22 protein-coding genes, 1 tRNA gene and 2 pseudogenes are annotated in these 18,286 nt (G+C 44.3%); 21 read left to right on the plus strand and 4 right to left on the minus strand.

Annotated elements, in window-relative coordinates; translation table 11 throughout:
- The first annotated feature begins 61 nt into the window (after nt 1-61).
- The gene (locus RG608_RS03280; protein WP_268687462.1) at nt 62-448 is read left to right on the plus strand and encodes a VOC family protein; all 387 of its coding nucleotides are present in this window, start codon (nt 62-64) and stop codon (nt 446-448) included.
- Nucleotides 449-559: 111 nt separating this feature from the next.
- On the opposite strand, the gene RG608_RS03285 is transcribed toward RG608_RS03280, so the two are convergent.
- Complete coding sequence (locus RG608_RS03285; RefSeq protein ID WP_268687461.1) at nt 560-907, minus strand: DUF3397 domain-containing protein; 348 nt, start codon at nt 905-907, stop codon at nt 560-562.
- A 151-nt stretch (nt 908-1,058) separates the two neighbouring features.
- On the opposite strand from RG608_RS03285, the gene rplK reads away from it, so the two are divergent.
- From rplK to RG608_RS03340, 11 genes are all read left to right on the plus strand, one after another.
- A complete protein-coding gene (rplK, locus tag RG608_RS03290) occupies nt 1,059-1,484 on the plus strand; it encodes a 50S ribosomal protein L11 (protein WP_002894851.1) in 426 nt (141 codons plus the stop codon).
- Nucleotides 1,485-1,585: 101 nt separating this feature from the next.
- Nucleotides 1,586-2,275 carry a 50S ribosomal protein L1 gene (gene rplA / locus RG608_RS03295; RefSeq protein ID WP_002894855.1) on the plus strand — a complete coding sequence of 230 codons (690 nt, stop codon included), beginning with the start codon at nt 1,586-1,588 and terminating at the stop codon, nt 2,273-2,275.
- Nucleotides 2,276-2,403: 128 nt separating this feature from the next.
- Nucleotides 2,404-3,855 (plus strand): APC family permease, encoded by a 1,452-nt coding sequence (locus tag RG608_RS03300; RefSeq protein ID WP_268687460.1) that lies wholly within the window; start codon nt 2,404-2,406, stop codon nt 3,853-3,855.
- Between the two features lie 190 nt (nt 3,856-4,045).
- Nucleotides 4,046-4,771 carry a UMP kinase gene (pyrH, locus tag RG608_RS03305; RefSeq protein WP_002894857.1) on the plus strand — a complete coding sequence of 242 codons (726 nt, stop codon included), beginning with the start codon at nt 4,046-4,048 and terminating at the stop codon, nt 4,769-4,771.
- A gap of 19 nt (nt 4,772-4,790) precedes the next feature.
- Complete coding sequence (gene frr / locus RG608_RS03310; protein WP_268687459.1) at nt 4,791-5,348, plus strand: ribosome recycling factor; 558 nt, start codon at nt 4,791-4,793, stop codon at nt 5,346-5,348.
- Between the two features lie 104 nt (nt 5,349-5,452).
- Nucleotides 5,453-6,307 (plus strand): RNA-binding virulence regulatory protein CvfB, encoded by an 855-nt coding sequence (cvfB, locus tag RG608_RS03315; protein ID WP_268687458.1) that lies wholly within the window; start codon nt 5,453-5,455, stop codon nt 6,305-6,307.
- A 68-nt stretch (nt 6,308-6,375) separates the two neighbouring features.
- Entirely contained in the window at nt 6,376-6,591 is a 216-nt protein-coding gene (locus RG608_RS03320; RefSeq protein ID WP_002894860.1) for a YozE family protein, read from the plus strand.
- Between the two features lie 90 nt (nt 6,592-6,681).
- Complete coding sequence (locus RG608_RS03325) at nt 6,682-7,680, plus strand: PhoH family protein (RefSeq protein WP_268687457.1); 999 nt, start codon at nt 6,682-6,684, stop codon at nt 7,678-7,680.
- A gap of 98 nt (nt 7,681-7,778) precedes the next feature.
- Nucleotides 7,779-8,063 carry a hypothetical protein gene (locus RG608_RS03330; RefSeq protein ID WP_268687456.1) on the plus strand — a complete coding sequence of 95 codons (285 nt, stop codon included), beginning with the start codon at nt 7,779-7,781 and terminating at the stop codon, nt 8,061-8,063.
- Nucleotides 8,056-8,352, plus strand: a complete 297-nt coding sequence (locus tag RG608_RS03335) for a DUF6036 family nucleotidyltransferase (RefSeq protein ID WP_268687455.1) — start codon at nt 8,056-8,058, stop codon at nt 8,350-8,352. Before RG608_RS03330 ends, RG608_RS03335 begins: the two co-directional genes overlap by 8 nt.
- A 41-nt stretch (nt 8,353-8,393) precedes the next feature.
- Entirely contained in the window at nt 8,394-8,612 is a 219-nt protein-coding gene (locus RG608_RS03340; RefSeq protein ID WP_268687454.1) for a hypothetical protein, read from the plus strand.
- Nucleotides 8,613-8,706: 94 nt separating this feature from the next.
- Here RG608_RS03340 and ald read toward each other — a convergent pair whose 3' ends face one another.
- Complete coding sequence (gene ald, locus RG608_RS03345) at nt 8,707-9,819, minus strand: alanine dehydrogenase (RefSeq protein ID WP_308946541.1); 1,113 nt, start codon at nt 9,817-9,819, stop codon at nt 8,707-8,709.
- Nucleotides 9,820-9,949: 130 nt separating this feature from the next.
- On the opposite strand from ald, the pseudogene RG608_RS03350 reads away from it, so the two are divergent.
- From RG608_RS03350 to RG608_RS03390, 9 genes and pseudogenes are all read left to right on the plus strand, one after another.
- Nucleotides 9,950-10,516, plus strand: a pseudogene (locus RG608_RS03350) (GNAT family N-acetyltransferase); the annotation flags it as partial.
- A gap of 51 nt (nt 10,517-10,567) precedes the next feature.
- A tRNA-Thr gene (locus RG608_RS03355) sits at nt 10,568-10,640 on the plus strand.
- A 223-nt stretch (nt 10,641-10,863) separates the two neighbouring features.
- On the plus strand, nt 10,864-11,361 hold the full coding sequence (ybeY, locus tag RG608_RS03360) for an rRNA maturation RNase YbeY (protein ID WP_011837247.1): 498 nt from the start codon (nt 10,864-10,866) through the stop codon (nt 11,359-11,361).
- Nucleotides 11,342-11,740: a diacylglycerol kinase family protein gene (locus tag RG608_RS03365; protein ID WP_002894866.1), complete on the plus strand. Its 399-nt coding sequence runs from the start codon at nt 11,342-11,344 to the stop codon at nt 11,738-11,740. The genes ybeY and RG608_RS03365 overlap by 20 nt, the downstream gene beginning before the upstream one ends.
- Nucleotides 11,741-11,806: 66 nt before the next feature.
- The gene (gene era / locus RG608_RS03370) at nt 11,807-12,706 is read left to right on the plus strand and encodes a GTPase Era (RefSeq protein ID WP_002931140.1); all 900 of its coding nucleotides are present in this window, start codon (nt 11,807-11,809) and stop codon (nt 12,704-12,706) included.
- Between the two features lie 149 nt (nt 12,707-12,855).
- A pseudogene (locus RG608_RS03375) lies at nt 12,856-13,517 on the plus strand (type I restriction-modification system subunit M N-terminal domain-containing protein); the annotation flags it as partial.
- 252 nt (nt 13,518-13,769) lie between these two features.
- Complete coding sequence (locus tag RG608_RS03380; protein ID WP_268687452.1) at nt 13,770-13,961, plus strand: hypothetical protein; 192 nt, start codon at nt 13,770-13,772, stop codon at nt 13,959-13,961.
- Nucleotides 13,951-15,231, plus strand: coding sequence for a recombinase family protein (locus tag RG608_RS03385; protein WP_268687451.1), 1,281 nt, complete (start codon nt 13,951-13,953; stop codon nt 15,229-15,231). Before RG608_RS03380 ends, RG608_RS03385 begins: the two co-directional genes overlap by 11 nt.
- 125 nt (nt 15,232-15,356) lie before the next feature.
- On the plus strand, nt 15,357-15,767 hold the full coding sequence (locus RG608_RS03390) for an RNA polymerase subunit sigma-70 (RefSeq protein WP_268687450.1): 411 nt from the start codon (nt 15,357-15,359) through the stop codon (nt 15,765-15,767).
- Nucleotides 15,768-15,920: 153 nt separating this feature from the next.
- Here RG608_RS03390 and RG608_RS03395 read toward each other — a convergent pair whose 3' ends face one another.
- Together RG608_RS03395 and RG608_RS03400 are read right to left on the minus strand one after the other, a co-directional pair.
- Entirely contained in the window at nt 15,921-16,274 is a 354-nt protein-coding gene (locus tag RG608_RS03395) for a hypothetical protein (RefSeq protein ID WP_268687449.1), read from the minus strand.
- Nucleotides 16,275-16,289: 15 nt separating this feature from the next.
- A complete protein-coding gene (locus RG608_RS03400; protein WP_308946542.1) occupies nt 16,290-18,284 on the minus strand; it encodes an AAA family ATPase in 1,995 nt (664 codons plus the stop codon).
- Nucleotides 18,285-18,286 lie beyond the last annotated feature (2 nt).

Genomic DNA, 18,286 nt, shown 5'->3' on the forward strand with positions numbered 1-18,286 from the left:
AATCTGCCAGCAGTCAGCCAGCAGATTTTCTCTACTTATTTCAAGGAAAGGAAAAGAAGGTATGAAACTAGACACCATTCACCATATAGCCATCATTGGTCATGATTATGCTAAGACCAAGGAGTTTTATGTGGAAAAGCTGGGCTTTGAGCAGCTGGATGAGCACCATCGGCCGGACAAGCAGGATATTCTTTTTAATGTCCGCAAAGGAAATCTGACTCTGGAAATTTTTATCAAGGAAGAAGCTCCTAAGCGGCCAGCCTTTCCTGCTCCAGAGCATACTGGTCTGAGGCATCTGGCTTTCCGAGTGACAAATGTCGAAGAAACGCTGGAGGAATTTGACCGTTTGGAGATTCCTCATACCGAGCTGCGCTATGACGACTTTGACGGGCGTAAGATGGCTTTCTTCTTTGATCCGGATGGCCTGCCTCTGGAGATTCACGAATAAGACTGGGAGCATCGGAAGGTCCCTTTTTCTCGGTAAAAGAATGACTTGTAAGTCCCGCATATGAAAAACCCATCGGCTATCTAATTAACCGATGGATTTTGTTTTACATTGTTACAAAAAGAGTCCGATGACCATGGCTAGGTACATGAAGAAGGTCAAAAGAAATCCAGCCCGCCAGAAGAACTTAAAGAACTTAGGGTAGTAGAAGCTTCGTTTTTTCTTGAGAAAATAGATGGTGATAGCGATAGCGAGAATTGAGAGAGCTAGGGTCAGCTGGGGCAGTAAGCTATGATAATAGGCCTTGTCAGATATGATATAAAATTCCACAACAAAAAGCGGAAAAGCCAAGTCCGCAAAGTTTAAACCGTATTTTCTTAATTGAAAAACTCGCACAGTAATAGTGGTTAAAATCAAAGTTAAAAAGATAAATAAAATCGAAGCAATCTTTAATAGTGTCATAAGATTATTTTACCACAAAAAATTCAAAAAAGAAGATAAAATTCCTTGCATTTAACAAAGTTTAGTGTATAATAGAAAGGTATGCGAAAAGCATACTTGTGGGAGGTAAAAATCTTTATTTACCGCCAAAACCACAAAGGAGGATTTAAAAATGGCTAAAAAAGTCGAAAAACTTGTAAAATTGCAAATCCCTGCTGGTAAAGCTACTCCAGCTCCACCAGTTGGTCCTGCGCTTGGTCAAGCCGGTATCAACATCATGGGATTCACTAAGGAGTTCAACGCTCGTACAGCTGATCAAGCTGGTATGATTATTCCAGTTGTTATCTCAGTTTACGAAGACAAATCATTCACTTTCGTGACTAAGACTCCGCCAGCTGCTGTTCTTTTGAAGAAAGCTGCAGGTGTTGAAAAAGGTTCAGGTGAGCCAAACAAAACGAAAGTTGCAACAGTTACTCGTGCGCAAGTACAAGAAATTGCTGAAACTAAGATGCCAGATTTGAACGCTGCAAACATCGAGTCTGCAATGCGTATGATTGAAGGTACTGCTCGTTCTATGGGATTCACTGTTGTTGACTAATCAATAACTTACATCCCATTTGCCCGCACTACACTTGATCAGATTGACGAGTGACGTGGGAGATGAAAATCGATTGAACCACTTACAAGGAGAAAGATAAAATGGCTAAAAAAAGCAAACAACTTCGTGCTGCTCTTGAAAAAATCGACAGCACAAAAGCATACAGCGTAGAAGAAGCTGTAGCACTTGCAAAAGAAACTAACTTTGCAAAATTCGATGCAACTGTAGAAGTTGCTTACAACTTGAACATCGACGTTAAAAAAGCTGACCAACAAATCCGTGGCGCAATGGTATTGCCAAACGGAACTGGTAAAACTTCACGCGTTCTTGTTTTCGCACGTGGTGCTAAAGCAGAAGAAGCGAAAGCTGCTGGCGCAGACTTCGTTGGTGAAGATGACCTCGTTGCAAAAATCAACGACGGTTGGTTGGACTTTGACGTAGTAATCGCTACACCTGACATGATGGCACTTGTAGGTCGCCTTGGACGTGTCCTTGGACCTCGTAACTTGATGCCAAACCCTAAGACTGGTACTGTAACAATGGACGTTGCTAAAGCAGTTGAAGAGTCTAAAGGTGGTAAGATTACTTACCGTGCAGACCGTGCAGGTAACGTACAAGCTATCATTGGTAAAGTTTCATTTGAAGCTGACAAATTGGTTGAAAACTTCAAAGCTTTCAACGACACAATCCAAAAAGCGAAACCAGCTACTGCTAAAGGTACTTACGTAACGAACTTGACTATCACTACTACACAGGGTGTTGGTATCAAGGTTGATGTAAACTCACTTTAAGAATTAATTGAACTGCCTGCGGGTGGTTCTTTTTTTGAAATAAAATTCATGATAGCGGTTACAAATTTATAGAAACATGTTATAATATTATGGAATCAATTTAATTTATAACAAAAGGAGACGGTATCATGAAAAAAGATCAGAACCAGCTAACCTGGCTGATGGTATCTCTGATTGCTTTTAATATGGTCTGGGGTCTGGGTAATGTGGTTAATAACTACTCCCAACAAGGAATCTCGGTAATTGTTTCTTGGATTCTTATCCTAGCTATTTACTTTATTCCCTATGCCCTCATTGTGGGGCAGCTTGGATCGACTTTCAAGGAGAGTGGAGGCGGTGTCAGTGACTGGGTGGAGAAAACTTCTACCAAGCGGCTGGCTTATTTTGCGGCCTGGACTTACTGGGTGGTGCATATTCCTTATCTGGCTCAAAAGCCACAGGGAGTTTTGATTCCGCTGGGCTGGGCTATTCAGGGAAATGGAGACTTTTTGAGCAGTCTTGATATTCACTGGATCGTTATTCTTAGCTTGCTGATTTTCGGTGCCTTTCTCTACTTGTCTACCAAGGGGCTGTCCACGCTCAAGGTGATTGGGGGCTTGGCAGGAAGTGCCATGCTGATTATGTCTTTCCTCTTCGTCCTCTTAGCGGTTGGGGCGCCTTTTATCAAGCCGGATATGCAGTTTGCGACGGCTAATATGGATAAGCTCAGCACCTATATTCCCAACTTTGATTTTTCTTATTTCACGACTATCTCCCTCTTAGTCTTTGCGGTCGGCGGGGCTGAGAAAATCTCGCCTTACGTTAATCAAACTCGCAATCCAGCCAAGGAATTTCCAAAAGGGATGATCATCATGGCCATCATGGTTGGGGCCTCTGCGATTTTAGGTTCTCTGGCCATGGGTATGCTTTTCGATGGCAGTAATATTCCTGAAGATTTGATGCGCAATGGTGCCTATCAAGCCTTCCAAAAGCTGGGCAACTACTGGGGTGTGGGTAATGTACTAGTAGTCATCTATGCCCTGACCAATATGGTCGGACAGATTGCGGCCTTAGCCTTCTCTATTGATGCTCCTCTACAAATCTTGCTCAATAATGCTGATGAAGAGTTTGTCCCAAGCTGGCTGCGCAAGCGGACATCAAAAGGAGTCCTCATTAACGGTTACATCCTGACAGGGGTTTTGGTTAGCTTATTGATTATTCTGCCTATCTTTGGAATCAAAGAAATTGACGGCCTTGTCAAATGGATGACCAATCTCAACTCCATCGTTATGCCCATGCGGTACCTCTGGGTATTCCTGGCCTACATGATGTTGAACAAGGCCTGGAAGAAGTACAAGGATGCCGAGTACAAGTTTACCAAAAATCCAAAAGTTGGTTTTGCTATCGGAGCTTGGTGCTTCCTCTTTACAGCCTTTGCCTGCATCTTAGGTATGGTTCCCAAAGTAGACTATGCAACAGACCCAGCTGGCTGGCAATTCTCTCTCTTGACCAATATTTTGACCCCAATCGTCTTAATCAGTCTGGGTGTTATCCTGCCAATCTTGGCTAAGCGGGAAAAGAAACAGTCGCTCAAGCAGTGAGCAAATTTTGTAAAAGATAATTGAAGTATTCATTCCCAGTCCTATCTGATGATGGGGCTGGTTTTTTTGTGAAATGAGCTTGTCTGCTCTGCTATTTTACGAAAAGGAAAAAAGAAAAATTTCAGTGATTTAACTATATAAAAATCTCAAAATGTGGTAAAATAGTACAGATAAAATAAGGAGTAAAAAAATGGTAGAACCTAAGTATAAGCGTATTTTGATTAAGTTGTCAGGTGAAGCTCTTGCCGGTGAAAAAGGCGTTGGTATTGATATCCAAACCGTTCAGAAGATGGCGGAAGAAATCAAAGAAGTTCACGATTTGGGAGTTCAGATTGCTCTGGTCATCGGAGGCGGAAACCTTTGGCGGGGTGAGCCGGCAGCAGAAGCGGGCATGGACCGCGTGCAGGCCGACTATACTGGTATGTTGGGCACTGTCATGAATGCGCTGGTAATGGCGGATTCGCTGCAGCAAGTCGGTGTAGATACGCGCGTGCAGACAGCGATTGCTATGCAGCAGGTGGCTGAGCCTTACATCCGTGGTCGAGCCCTTCGTCATCTGGAAAAAGGCCGTATCGTAATTTTCGGTGCAGGTATTGGTTCTCCTTATTTTTCAACCGATACAACCGCTGCCTTGCGATCAGCAGAGATTGAAGCAGATGCGATTCTCATGGCTAAAAATGGCGTGGACGGTGTCTATAATGCAGATCCTAAGAAGGACAAGACCGCTGTTAAGTTTGATGAGCTGACCCACCGAGATGTCATCAGCAAGGGACTGCGGATTATGGACTCAACGGCTTCGACCCTGTCTATGGACAATGACATTGACTTGGTTGTCTTTAACATGAATGAGCCAGGCAATATCAAACGCGTTGTTATCGGTGAGCAAATCGGAACAACAGTATCAAATAATTTATAAGAACGGAGATTAGAAACTCATGGCAAATGCAATTGTAGAAAAAGCAAAAGAAAGAATGACCCACTCGCACCAAAGTTTGGCTCGTGAATTTGGCAGCATTCGTGCAGGCCGGGCCAATGCCAGCCTTTTGGACCGCATCCATGTGGAGTACTATGGAGTAGAAACTCCGCTCAACCAAATCGCCTCTATTACGATTCCAGAAGCGCGTGTTCTTTTGGTGACACCTTTTGACAAGTCTTCTATCAAGGACATTGAGCGTGCGCTTAATGCTTCTGACCTCGGGATTACGCCAGCCAGCGATGGCTCTGTGATTCGTCTGATCATTCCAGCCCTGACAGAGGAAACTCGTCGGGATTTGGCCAAGGAAGTGAAAAAGGTCGGTGAAAATGCTAAGGTTGCTATCCGTAATATCCGCCGTGATGCTATGGATGAAGCTAAGAAGCAGGAAAAGGCCAAAGAAATCACCGAAGATGACTTGAAGACCTTGGAAAAGGATATTCAAAAAGTAACGGACGATGCTGTCAAACATATCGATGAGATGACAGCAAACAAAGAAAAAGAACTTTTAGAAGTTTAACATTTTTATCAGAATCAAAACTCAGTTGGCTTTGGCTGACTGAGTTGTTTTAACATCAAAAATCCTTGCCCGGTTTGAAGAAGCAAGGTAGAAAATAGGTCTATATGAATACAAATCTTGCCAGCTTCATCGTGGGTATCATCACGGATGAAAATAATCGCTTTTACTTTGTTCAAAAGGACGGTCAGGTTTACGCTCTTTCTAAGGAAGAGGGAGCGCATGAGCTAGGTCAGTCTGTCAAAGGCTTTGCCTACAGCGATATGAAGCAGAAGCTTCGTCTGACAACTCTTGAAGTTACAGCTACTCAAGACCAGTTTGGCTGGGGAACTGTAACGGAGGTCCGCAAGGATCTAGGCGTCTTTGTCGATACTGGTCTGCCGGATAAGCAAATCGTGGTATCGCTGGACATCTTGCCAGAAATCAAGGAACTCTGGCCAAAAAAGGGCGACCGCCTCTATATCCGACTGGATGTGGACAAGAAAGATCGTATCTGGGGCCAGTTGGCCTATCAGGAGGATTTCCAACGCTTGGCTCGTCCTGCTTATAATAACATGCAGAACCAAAACTGGCCAGCCATCGTTTATCGGCTCAAGCTTTCTGGCACCTTTGTCTACCTGCCGGAGAATAATATGCTGGGCTTCATCCATCCAAGCGAGCGCTATGCTGAGCCACGTTTGGGGCAGGTCTTAGATGCACGGGTGATTGGCTTCCGTGAAATAGACCGCACCCTTAATCTCTCGCTTAAGCCTCGCTCCTTTGAAATGCTGGAAAACGATGCCCAGATGATTCTGACCTATCTGGAGAGCAATGGCGGCTTCATGACCTTGAATGATAAATCTTCACCAGACGACATCAAGTCTACCTTTGGCATTTCCAAAGGCCAGTTTAAAAAAGCTCTGGGTGGGCTGATGAAAGCTGGTAAAATCAAGCAGGATCCGACTGGAACGGAGTTGGTGTGAGGATAGAGAGTCTCGTATCTAGAGTATATGCCTGGAAGGATACGATCTTAAAGAAATGAAGGGAACCTATGAGAAAATCTTTTTACAGCTGGCTGATGACAGAGCGCAATCCTAAGAGTAAGGAGCCCAAGGCTATTTTGGCGGACTTAGCTTTTCAGGATACAGCCTTTCCCAAGCATACGGATGATTTTGATGAGGTCAGCCGTTTTCTGGAGGAGCACGCAAATTTTTCCTTTAACTTGGGCGAGTTTGATGCTATTTGGGAAGAGTATCAGGCACATTAAGTAGATAGTGGCTAGGGATAGTCATTTTCTGCTTGCTTTGATATAATAAAGCTAATTCATTCAATAAATTAAAATAGAGAGGTTCTTTGTTTGCAGGAACATTCAGTAGAAATTAAACTGAGCCATCCAGATGATGCCTTTCATCTCTTTGGCTCTAATGAACGACATCTGCGTCTGATGGAGCAGGAATTGAAAGTCACCATCCATGCTCGGACCGAGATTGTGCAGATTTTAGGTACGGAGGCTTCCTGTGAGGAGGCTCGCCAGGTGATTCAAGCTCTCTTGGTCTTGGTCAATCGTGGCATGACCATTGGCACGCCCGATGTAGTGACAGCCATTACCATGGTCAAAAATGATGAAATTGATAAGTTTGTAGCTCTTTACGAAGAAGAAATCATCAAAGACAGCTATGGCAAGCCGATTCGCGTCAAGACACTTGGTCAAAAAATCTATGTGGACAGTGTTAAAAATCATGATATTGTCTTTGGTATCGGGCCAGCTGGAACAGGGAAGACCTTTCTGGCGGTGACCTTGGCCGTGACAGCTCTCAAGCGTGGGCAGGTCAAGCGAATTATCCTCACAAGGCCGGCTGTGGAAGCTGGTGAGAGTCTGGGCTTTCTGCCTGGTGACCTTAAGGAAAAGGTGGATCCATATCTGCGTCCGGTCTATGATGCCTTGTATCAGATTTTGGGCAAGGATCAGACGACGCGCCTTATGGAGCGAGAAATCATTGAGATTGCACCCCTAGCCTATATGCGGGGGCGGACGCTGGATGATGCTTTTGTGATTCTGGACGAAGCGCAAAATACTACCATCATGCAGATGAAGATGTTTCTGACACGTCTCGGTTTTCAGTCCAAGATGATTGTCAATGGAGACATCAGTCAGATTGACCTGCCTCGCAATGTTAAGTCCGGCCTCATTGACGCTCAAGAGAAATTGAAAAATATCTCTCAGATTGACTTTGTGCATTTCTCAGCTAAGGATGTCGTTCGTCATCCAGTGGTAGCGGAAATTATCCGGGCTTATGAACCAGCTCCTATTAAAGGAGCTACAACTGAGCCAGAAGAAATGAAATCAGAGAACTAAATATCAGTTTACATCAGCCATGATATAGAATTTTTAAGATTTATAAAATGATTAAAAGTTATTATCTAGAAAGATAAAATTTTAAAAAGGGGTAGAAGATGGATTGGTATGATTATATGATTAATGCTTCGAGGCAATCAAGGTTTAACGCCAGTCATTGGTTTCGTTACCTTAGAAAGGTTATTTTTGAAGATAGTTCTTATTTGACTGACAAAGATGTGGAACGTTTGTTAGCTTCAAAAGAGTTGACAGATTTTCAAAAAGTTAGTCTGAAATATGCTCTACAAGAACACACTCCAACGCATGAGTATGTAGTTTCTTTAAACAAACCTGCTAAGTTAACAAATATTCAAGAGCTGATGGAGAGATATAAGCATGGATAAAATGAAACCAGTTTTTGAAGCCTTAAATCAAGAATTGGCCCAAGCCAACCTTACTTTGACTATTATCTGTGTTGGGGGCTATGTCTTGGAACATCATGGCTTGCGAGCAACGCAAGATGTAGATGCTTTTTACCAAGAAAACCAAAAAATCAATGAGATTATTGCGAGAGTTGGACGACAATTTAATCTCAATACTCATGAAGAACTTTGGCTCAATAATAATGTAGCGAGCATGAACAGCCAACCTCCGATTGACTTATGTGAGACCTTATATACTTTTAGTCTTTAACGGTTTTAATGGTTCCAATTGAATATGTTTTAGGGATGAAAATGATCAGCATTAGAGAACAGGATTTGAAAGACATCGGAGCTATTATCAAATACAAAGATTTTCATTCCCCATTCAATACCTTTGAGGACCTGAGGAAATTGGGCTTTGATACGATTGATTTTTCTGTTCTTCTAGAAGGCTTTAGCTATGCCTATGGTATGGATTGGCTTGAGGAATTTTTCAAAGAAAATCAAGAAAAACTAAAAAGGTATTATTAAAGAAGAATTGGATTTTTATCTTATAGCCATACAAAAAGAGCAGATTTATTTCTGCTCTTTTTTGTAGGATTGATTCTAAAGTTGAAATAATCAACTAAACGAGTTCATCAATAGATGTGTAGTCCTTGTTGAGGCCTTCTGCAACTGGTTGGCTGGTGATGTGACCTTGGTAGGTTGTGACACCTTGGCGCAGGCCTTGGTCATCTGCAATGGCTTGCTTGAAGCCTTTCCCTGCCAAAGCCTCCACATAAGGAAGAGTGACATTGGTCAGGGCGATGGTAGAAGTGCGGGCTACGGCACCAGGGATATTCGCAACGGCATAGTGGAGGACACCATGTTTTTCATAAACAGGCTCGGTGTGAGTCGTCACACGGTCAGCTGTTTCAATGACACCGCCCTGGTCAACGGCTACGTCTACAATGACAGAGCCTGGACGCATTTGCTTAACCATATCGTCTGTTACCAGTTTCGGAGCCTTCGCACCTGGAATGAGGACGGCTCCAATCACGACATCTGCCTCTCGAATGCTAGCTTCGATATTGAAAGGATTAGACATGAGGGTCTGGATTTGATGACCGAAGACATCTTCTAGGACAGACAGACGCTTAGCGCTGATATCCAGAATAGTCACTTGAGCACCCAATCCTAGGGCGATACGAGCGGCATGCGTTCCTACGACACCGCCACCGATGATGGTGACTTTTCCTTTAGGGACGCCCGGTACACCGCCGAGAAGTACGCCAGATCCGCCTTCTCTCTTAGTCAAGAAGTGGGCTCCGATTTGGACCGCCATCCGGCCAGCTACCTCACTCATAGGTACCAAGAGTGGCAGTTGTCCATCTTGATCGCGGACAGTTTCGTAGGCCAGACCAGTTGTCTTAGCACTAGTCATAGCATCTGCTAGCTCAGGAGCGGCAGCCATGTGCAGGTAGGTAAAGAGCAAGAGGTCATCACGGAGGAAGCCATATTCAGCTGCCAGAGGTTCTTTGACCTTGACTACTAGCTCGGCTGCCCATGCTTCTGCAGCAGTAGGGACGATTTTTGCACCTTGCTTTTCGTAGTCTGCATCGGCAAAGCCAGATCCCAGACCTGCGTTTGTCTCAATCAGAACTTCATGCCCTTTGCCAACGAGACTATGAACACCAGCTGGTGTCAGAGCTACACGATTTTCATTGTTTTTGATTTCTTTTGGAATACCGATTAACATAAAAAATATGCTCCTTTTTTAAGATGTTTTTATTGTATAGGAAAACGTTTCAAAAATCAAGAAAAAATCAGAGTGGTTTGCTTTCATCAGTGAATTGTGCTATTCTGTTAAGAAAATCTAGGAGGTCCTGATGGAAAATATCTATGTCAAACTGGCTCATCATGCCAGACTGGAAACTGAACGGCTGATTCTGCGTCCGGTGACCTTGGACGATGCCTCGGCGATGTTTGAGTATGCTTCGGATGAGGAAAATACTCGCTATACTTTTGAGACAAATAAAAGCCTGGAAGGAACACGCAATAATATCGCTCTCTTTTATCTGGCTAATCCTCTGGGGCGCTGGGGGATAGAAGTGAAAGAAAATGGCAAATTCATCGGGACGATTGACCTGCATAAGATCAGGCTGGATTTGAAAACGGCGGCTATCGGCTTTGTAATCAATAAAAAATACTGGAATCAGGGCTACACGACGGGGGCTAATCGTGCAGTCATCAAGCTGGCTTTTGAGGAAATCGGAATGAACAAACTTGCGGCGCTGCACGATGTGGATAATCCAGCATCTGGCAGGGTTATGTTCAAGTCTGGTATGAAATATTCCCACGAAGAGCCTTACGCTTCACTAGACAAGCATGAGAAAGGCCGCATTGTAACGCGAGTGCATTACTATCTGACTAGGGAAGATTATTTTGCAAAAAAATTAGAAAGGATATTGACAAGCACCTATCTACATGATATATTAGATAGGTACGCTGATTTAGCTCAGTTGGCAGAGCGCATCCATGGTAAGGATGAGGTCGCCGGTTCGATCCCGGCAATTAGCATCTTGTAGGACAAGGTTGGGTTTTCCCAGCCTTTTCTTTTTGTCAATGATAGCTGGTAGTGAAAGGCAAGTTTTGAGGAGGGACAAAATAAAAATAGCTGCTTTTGTCTTTGCGGTGAGAGGTTGACAAATCTGCTCTGCTATTTTCCAAAACCCTGCCCTCGGCTACCTAAAGTAAGTCAAAATATGATATAATAAGGTAATACTAGCAAAGCGGGTAAGATATGTATATCGAAATGGTAGATGAAACGGGTCAGGTTTCGGAAGAGATTCTTAAACAGACTCAGGAAATTTTGGAGTTTGCAGCCCAGAAAACGGGCAAGGAAAATAAGGAAATGGCTGTGACTTTTGTCAGCAATGAGCGCAGTCATGAACTCAACTTGGAATATAGAGATACAGATCGGCCGACGGATGTGATCAGCTTGGAGTATAAGCCTGAGCTGGACATTGCTGTTGACGAGGAGGATTTGCTGGACCATCCTGAGCTAGCTGAAATGCTGGAGGATTTTGACGCCTATATCGGCGAGTTGTTCATTTCAGTGGACAAGGCGCGTGAGCAGGCAGAGGAATACGGCCACAGCTTTGAGCGGGAGATGGGCTTTTTGGCAGTGCATGGTTTTCTGCATATCAACGGCTATGATCACTATACGCCGGAAGAAGAAGCAGAAATGTTTGGATTACAGGAAGAAATTTTAACTGCTTATGGACTCACAAGGAAATAACAAACGCAAATGGAAAAACCGAGATGTGGTCTCGAGTCTGGAATTTGCTTTAACCGGTATTTTTACAGCCTTTAAAGAGGAGCGCAATCTGCGCAAGCATGTCCTTTCGGCTTTGGCAGTGATAGTTGCGGGACTGATTTTTGACTTGTCCGCGATAGAATGGCTCTTTCTCTTTTTGAGCATTTTTCTGGTCATTGCCTTTGAGATTGTCAATTCTGCTATTGAAAATGTCGTGGATTTGGCCAGCGATTACCACTTTTCTATGCGGGCAAAGAATGCCAAGGATATGGCGGCGGGAGCTGTTCTGGTCGTGTCTGGCTTTGCTGTGGTGACGGGGCTGATTATTTTTGTTCCCAAGATTTGGGATTGGATTTTTTAAAGATTTGAAAATCGGGGGAGACTGCCGATTTTCTGCTGTTTTTATGGAAATAATAGAGGTGAAATAATGACTTTTAAATCAGGCTTTGTAGCTATTTTAGGACGTCCTAATGTTGGGAAATCAACCTTTTTGAATCATGTTATGGGGCAAAAAATTGCCATCATGAGCGATAAGGCTCAGACCACTCGCAATAAGATTATGGGGATTTACACGACGGATAAGGAGCAGATTGTCTTTATCGATACGCCGGGAATCCATAAGCCTAAGACGGCTCTAGGTGATTTCATGGTAGAAGCAGCCTACAGTACCCTGCGTGAGGTGGATACTGTCCTCTTCATGGTGCCGGCTGATGAGCCGCGTGGCAAGGGCGATGACATGATTATCGAACGCCTGAAAGCGGCTAAGGTGCCAGTTATTTTGGTGGTTAATAAGATTGATAAAGTCCATCCCGATCAGCTTTTAGCGCAAATTGATGATTTTCGTCAGCAGATGGATTTCAAAGAAATCGTACCGATTTCAGCCCTGCAGGGTAATAATGTTTCCCGTCTGGTTGACATCCTCAGTGAGAATTTGGAGGAAGGCTTCCAATATTTCCCAGAAGACCAGATTACCGATCATCCAGAGCGCTTTCTGGTGTCAGAGATGATTCGGGAGAAGGTTTTGATGCTGACGCGGGAAGAAATTCCCCACTCAGTCGCAGTGGTTGTTGACAGCATGAAGCGAGATGAGGAGACGGACAAGGTCCATATTCGAGCGACCATCATGGTGGAACGTGATAGTCAAAAAGGCATTATCATCGGCAAAGGCGGATCCATGCTGAAGAAAATTGGATCCATGGCTCGGCGCGATATTGAGCTCATGCTGGGGGACAAGGTCTTCCTAGAAACCTGGGTCAAAGTCAAGAAAAACTGGCGGGACAAGAAGCTGGACTTGGCGGACTTTGGGTATAATAAGAAGGAGTATTGAGGTTTTCTAAGCAAGCTTGGAAAAATTATGTTTGAAATAGCGGTGAAAGAGAGCATAACATTTTGTTATCTCTTTTTACTACAAATGAGAGATGATCTACATTTTTCCACCAGAAAGATACTAAAATAAGAATTGGAAATAGAGTATATATGTCAAAATTAAAATCGAAACTTCCTCTTTTTCAGAAAAATGATGTTAATATTTCTAGCGATGTCAACACAGTTTGGTCTATTGCGAATACACTTCGAGGAGCCTATCCGTGCAGATAAATATCGTGATGTGATTATTCCCATGTTTGTATTAGCTAGATTGGAAGCAGCTCTATTGCCAACCAAGGATCAAGTGATTGCAGCCTACAAGAAAGACAAAAAAACACCGGAACAGATTCTTGAAGATATATCAGGATATAAATACTATAATATAAGCCCTCTTACTCTTGAAAATTTGCAAAATGATACTGATGCAATCGAAGAAAACTTTCTCACTTATTTAGATGGTTATTCTAGACGAGTAAAGGACATTATTGAAAATCTTAAATTTAAAGAGCAGGTCCATACCTTGACACAGACAGGACGCCTATTCACTGTCATTAAGAAATTCTCCAAAATTGATCTATCCCCGAGTACAGTGGATTCTATGCGAATGGGCTATATGTTTGAAGACATCATTCGCCGCTTCTCCGAAAATGAGAAAGCAGGATCTCACTATACACCTCGGGAGGTCATTGCTTTGATGGTCAACTTACTGCTTGTGTGAAGCAGATGAGGAACTGTTTGTAGATAAGAGAATAGTAAAAATTCTAGAGGAGGCTGTTGTGTAATGATATGGTGTGCTTTGCGGCACTTCGTTAAGGTGTATCAAATATAAAGTCTTTACTTGCCTTCTGACACCGAGGGGTGTGCAGAGGGGGGTATTTTTTGTCCGCAGACTGCCGTGCTGCCTGCGGTTACGGCTCCGAAGGGTGTGCAGATTGTCGATTGTATCAATTATTGCTGAATCCCCTTGACTTTTCTGCCTTTCAAAGTGATGTATGGACACTACAACTCGGAACGAGGAATAGCAATTGTTTGAAACTGAAGTCGAGTACAGGCTGGCGAAGTGGATTCTTGTCGGGATGAAGCAGTACGGTATCATCAGCGACAACGAGATGCAGACAGCCTGGAAGAAAATAGCCGAACACTATGAACCGCCGTTTCTGGAGGTCGATGTTGTCGGTGGAACTATCGGGGATGGGGTGACTGTGGATGGTAGATAAAATCATCACGGAAATCGCTCTGTTGCCAAAGCCTGCGACCTTTAAGGAAAGCATCAAGGCAATCCTGCGAGTGGCGGCTTACGCCAGAGTCACCACAGACCATGAGGATCAGCAGTCGAGCCTTGCGGCGCAGACTGAATACTACGAAAAAAAGATATCGGAGCATCCCGGCTGGCAGTTTGTCTGGGTGTATGTGGACGATGGTATCTCCGGCTTGCGGACGGAACGCAGGGAGGGATTCAATCGGATGGTTGAGGACTGCCTTGCCGGAGATGTTGATTTAGTACTGACAAAATCCATATCGAGGTTTGCCCGCAACACGGTCGATTCCGTCTCGACAATCAGAAAGCTGAAAGAGAAAGGTATCGCGGTCTATTTTGAAAAAGAGAATATCTACACGATGGACTCAAAGGGCGAATTCCTACTTACCATTATGAGCAGTCTCGCACAGGAGGAATCAAGATCGATTTCCGAGAATGTCATATGGGGACAGCGCAAGCGGCTGGCAGACAGTAAAACAAGCCTCGCCTACAGCCGTTTCCTTGGATACGACAAGGGTAAGGGAAAATACGAAATGGTCGTGAACGAGGAACAGGCTGTGACCGTCCGCAGGATATTCTTTATGTTCTTGCAGGGGTATACGGCGCACTCGATATCAAAGGTATTGACCAGTGAGGGCGTTCCCACGCCGTGCGGATGTACCGTGTGGTATGCGAGGACGATTCAAAGCATACTGCAAAACGAAAAGTATAAAGGGGATGCGCTGCTACAGAAGGAGTTTACCGTAGACTTCCTGACACGGAAGCTGAAGAAAAACGAGGGAGAACTTCCTCAATACTATGTCGAAGAAGACCACGAGTCGATAATCAGCCCGTGGCTTTTTGATTATGTGCAGAAACGGCTGAAGGAGCGCGGTAATGTCCCCGGCCGCTATAGCGGAGTGACCGTCTTAAGCAGTAAGCTCGAATGCGGTGTATGCGGCTCTATGTACACGCCGCGACCTTGGCATTCGACCAGTTATAACAACCTGGTGTGGCATTGCCGCAATCGGACAAAGAAGGGACCGAAATGTCCTATGCTCAATGTTTATGACAGGCTGCTCCATTTTGTCATCCACGATGCTGCGCGAGACGCCGCTTTCAAGAGAGGAGTTCCACAGACTGTTGCGGATATCGTGATTGCGGATTGTCGGCGAAGAAAGAGCGGAAAATGTGCGGCAATGGGTACGCGGATTCTAAAAGAAAAACGCCTGGAGGATGCTGTCCGATGAGGACGATCTGGCGTTGGTTCTCCAGCGTATTACGGTAATGCCTGACAGGAAACTCAAGATGCGGTGGCTGGACGGGAAACAGACCACCTACCTCCTGCCGAAATACTATCCAACGAAAGGGATTGATGATTAATAACGAAAAGGAGATGATACGGGAACTGCGGATGCAGGGATTGGGCTACGGCAAGGTAGCCGAGCGGATGGGGCTAAACTTAGAGACGGTTAAGTCGTTCTGCCGCCGTCACGGTCTTCGCGGCGAAGGCAAAACGCTGGCGGGACTCCCTGACGCAAAATTCAAGTATGTGTATTGCAAGAACTGCGGTACGGAAATCAAGCAGGAGCCGAAACGCAAGAAGAAGCTGTTCTGCTGCGATGCCTGCCGTAATCACTGGTGGAAGGAACATCCGTATATGATTGACCGAAAAGCCTACTACGATTTTACCTGCCCGAACTGTGGTAAAGAGTTCAGAACCTATGGAAACAGTAAGCGGAAGTATTGCTGCCACGAATGCTACATCGCGCATCGCTTTGGATAAAGGCTTGAGACAATAATTCAGAGTGTCAGAAGCTCAAGCCTTGGCACTTTGAAATTATTTCTTGTTCCATAGGTGGAACTGAAAAAGGACTTCCGGCGATTGTGTCGGAAGTCCCTTTGAATCAACTATACTTGATTTTTGTGTGAAGTTCTTTTATTCGCAAAGAGAATAGATTTTCGGCATACCGCCAGAATCTATCACCTTGCCTATTTCAATCAGCCCAAAAACGATTAACGCTCTAACATAAATGTAGGGGGTCTCTGTATCAGGATATAAGACCTTTACATACGGAGCAAGGTCATCAAACGAACCGACACTATAATTGCTGCCATTGCTGTCAGAGACAACGTATGTGGAGGGGTCAAATTTTCTATAGAAATTCTTCACGGCATATGCAAAAGCGAACTTAGCGGCAGATGTTCCGTGGTCGAATTTTCCTGTTGCAACCAGTTTGTCAGCTACATCGTTAGCAGCTTTTGATAAGCGTAAATTTGTTATATCGTTCATATCTATCACCTCCGGTTATTGCAGTTCTATAGCTGTATGGAAAGAGCCATACTTTCTCAGACGATGCTCTTTTTTGAGGGTGCTTCCTAAAACTTGTCTGGCGGTCTGCCCATCAATCTCATCAGTATACGCCAGGAGAATAATCTGATCGGACATCAATGGTAGAGCCTTCGTTATGTTTTTCTTGTGGGTTGGATCGAGACGACCAAAAGGAGAGTCCATTATAATGGGACCACTTAAGGGCGCATTTTTGTGTAAAGCACCTATCAGCGATAGAGCCACAATATGCTCAAAGCCAGCGGAACGGAACGGTATTATTTCGCCGTAACGGTGCTGGATGGAGAGTCCATAGTTATCGTTAATCTTCAGAGCGGTATAGTCAGGATCGCTGCTAATGTTGCAGAAAAGCTCCGTGGCATCTCGTTCAACCTCTGTTTTCAGTTTGTCACGGTAAGCGGCGATACCATCGTTAAACAACTGATGGAGTGCAGCACAGATTTCGACTTTTTTCACTGCGAGATTCAAATCTGCATCAGATGTGCCAGCTTTCCGAACTTTTTCTTCGAGGCTTGCCAAGGCGATGTCTGCCTCTTTTATTTTATCCTTAGTTGCCTGGATGCCCTCTTTTAGATTTTCAATCTTCGAGTAGCACTTAGCCAAGTTCTGTGCATTCTTTTTTGCAGCAGCAGTAAGGTCACTTACATTTCCGTGGCGGCTAATCTCGTCTCGCAAATCTTTGAGTTGACCTTTTGCATCGTCAATCTGTACTAAGAGATCAGCCAACTGGTCTTCATAAACTTTCAGAACTTGGGCATCTGTAGCACTCTGCATACTTTCCAGAGATGCCTGCCGAATCTGAAGAACTTTCATGCGTTCAGTTTCTTCGGGAGACAGTTCGCCAAATTCTCCAGGTTCTTCTTCAAGTCGTTTTTTTAGTGCAGATACATGAGCCTCGTCTACATCCTGGTCACAGCATTCACAATGATGCGTTTCTACGATATGTTGAATGTAACTTATCAGTCGCGCAGCCGACTCATGTGTACTGTGTTTTTGCTGAAGTGCGGATAATTCAGATCTCACCTGAGACAGAATTTCAGAGGTTTGTTTTCCAATCACATATCTCCAGACTTCTTTTGTCGCAACAACAATTGACTGCAAAAGGCCATCTCGCGTGACTTCTTTTGCGGCAATATCGCTCTCCAAATGTTCCATGTTCTGGATCAATGCTCTTAGATGCTCATTCTGTTTTCCTTCGTCCTCAAGTTTTGCCCTGAGATTTTGTGCCTCCTCGTATGCTGCTTGAAGTCGCGTCAGTTCTTTGGTTTGCTCGTCCTTCTTGGCCGTTTCCGATTCAATCTGTGCAGCATATTTTTCTGTCTGCTTATTCGCTTGAGCTGCTTTCGTCTGTTCTTTCCGGTATTCTCCAAGTACAAATGAAGTGTCGTTTGCAGCATTTGTTAGAATAGGAACACCTAAAATCGACTCGATGGATTTCTTGATTTTCTCACCGACAGAGGTCTCGTCCTTTACAAGTTCTTCGTATTCCTGTAGCAATTCGCCGTCAAACAGGAAGAAACGGGAAACTTCCTCAGGCATTATCATTGCCAGTTCATGCTCTTTGTTAGGCGGGAAATGCCCATCAACCTTCAGAAAAACATCCTGAACATAGTCATCGTTCTTGGACGGAACAGTTACACCGGCACGAACGCTATATTGACGGGTGAGTTCATATTTCTTTCCATCGTGGAGCATTCTCAATACAACCTTAAAGTCGTATTTGCCCGCTTTCATTCCTTCACGGTTTACAAGTTTTAGAATATCATCTACCGTTTCATGGCGGTATTGGAATCTTCCGAACAAGGCATAACGGAAGAGATTCAAGAGTGTGGTTTTACCATGCCCATTGTCTCCCCAAATAAGGGTAACGCCATCACCGTCACCGAAGTCGATTGTCTGCTCACCTTCGTAAGGACCAAAATTATTGATGGTCATACTTGTAAATTTCAACATAA

Origin of the sequence: Streptococcus sp. IsoGale022 (assembly GCF_031142805.1) — a bacterium.
In the GTDB taxonomy this organism is placed as follows: Bacteria; Bacillota; Bacilli; order Lactobacillales; family Streptococcaceae; genus Streptococcus; species Streptococcus sanguinis_A.

Coding starts and splice junctions, on each gene's coding strand:
- RG608_RS03280 (WP_268687462.1), top strand. CDS start 62: ATGAAACTAGACACCATTCACCATATAGCCATCATTGGTCATGATTAT.
- RG608_RS03285 (WP_268687461.1), bottom strand. CDS start 907: ATGACACTATTAAAGATTGCTTCGATTTTATTTATCTTTTTAACTTTG.
- rplK (WP_002894851.1), top strand. CDS start 1,059: ATGGCTAAAAAAGTCGAAAAACTTGTAAAATTGCAAATCCCTGCTGGT.
- rplA (WP_002894855.1), top strand. CDS start 1,586: ATGGCTAAAAAAAGCAAACAACTTCGTGCTGCTCTTGAAAAAATCGAC.
- RG608_RS03300 (WP_268687460.1), top strand. CDS start 2,404: ATGAAAAAAGATCAGAACCAGCTAACCTGGCTGATGGTATCTCTGATT.
- pyrH (WP_002894857.1), top strand. CDS start 4,046: ATGGTAGAACCTAAGTATAAGCGTATTTTGATTAAGTTGTCAGGTGAA.
- frr (WP_268687459.1), top strand. CDS start 4,791: ATGGCAAATGCAATTGTAGAAAAAGCAAAAGAAAGAATGACCCACTCG.
- cvfB (WP_268687458.1), top strand. CDS start 5,453: ATGAATACAAATCTTGCCAGCTTCATCGTGGGTATCATCACGGATGAA.
- RG608_RS03320 (WP_002894860.1), top strand. CDS start 6,376: ATGAGAAAATCTTTTTACAGCTGGCTGATGACAGAGCGCAATCCTAAG.
- RG608_RS03330 (WP_268687456.1), top strand. CDS start 7,779: ATGGATTGGTATGATTATATGATTAATGCTTCGAGGCAATCAAGGTTT.
- RG608_RS03335 (WP_268687455.1), top strand. CDS start 8,056: ATGGATAAAATGAAACCAGTTTTTGAAGCCTTAAATCAAGAATTGGCC.
- RG608_RS03340 (WP_268687454.1), top strand. CDS start 8,394: ATGATCAGCATTAGAGAACAGGATTTGAAAGACATCGGAGCTATTATC.
- ald (WP_308946541.1), bottom strand. CDS start 9,819: ATGTTAATCGGTATTCCAAAAGAAATCAAAAACAATGAAAATCGTGTA.
- ybeY (WP_011837247.1), top strand. CDS start 10,864: ATGTATATCGAAATGGTAGATGAAACGGGTCAGGTTTCGGAAGAGATT.
- RG608_RS03365 (WP_002894866.1), top strand. CDS start 11,342: ATGGACTCACAAGGAAATAACAAACGCAAATGGAAAAACCGAGATGTG.
- era (WP_002931140.1), top strand. CDS start 11,807: ATGACTTTTAAATCAGGCTTTGTAGCTATTTTAGGACGTCCTAATGTT.
- RG608_RS03385 (WP_268687451.1), top strand. CDS start 13,951: ATGGTAGATAAAATCATCACGGAAATCGCTCTGTTGCCAAAGCCTGCG.
- RG608_RS03390 (WP_268687450.1), top strand. CDS start 15,357: ATGATTAATAACGAAAAGGAGATGATACGGGAACTGCGGATGCAGGGA.
- RG608_RS03395 (WP_268687449.1), bottom strand. CDS start 16,274: ATGAACGATATAACAAATTTACGCTTATCAAAAGCTGCTAACGATGTA.
- RG608_RS03400 (WP_308946542.1), bottom strand. CDS start 18,284: ATGTTGAAATTTACAAGTATGACCATCAATAATTTTGGTCCTTACGAA.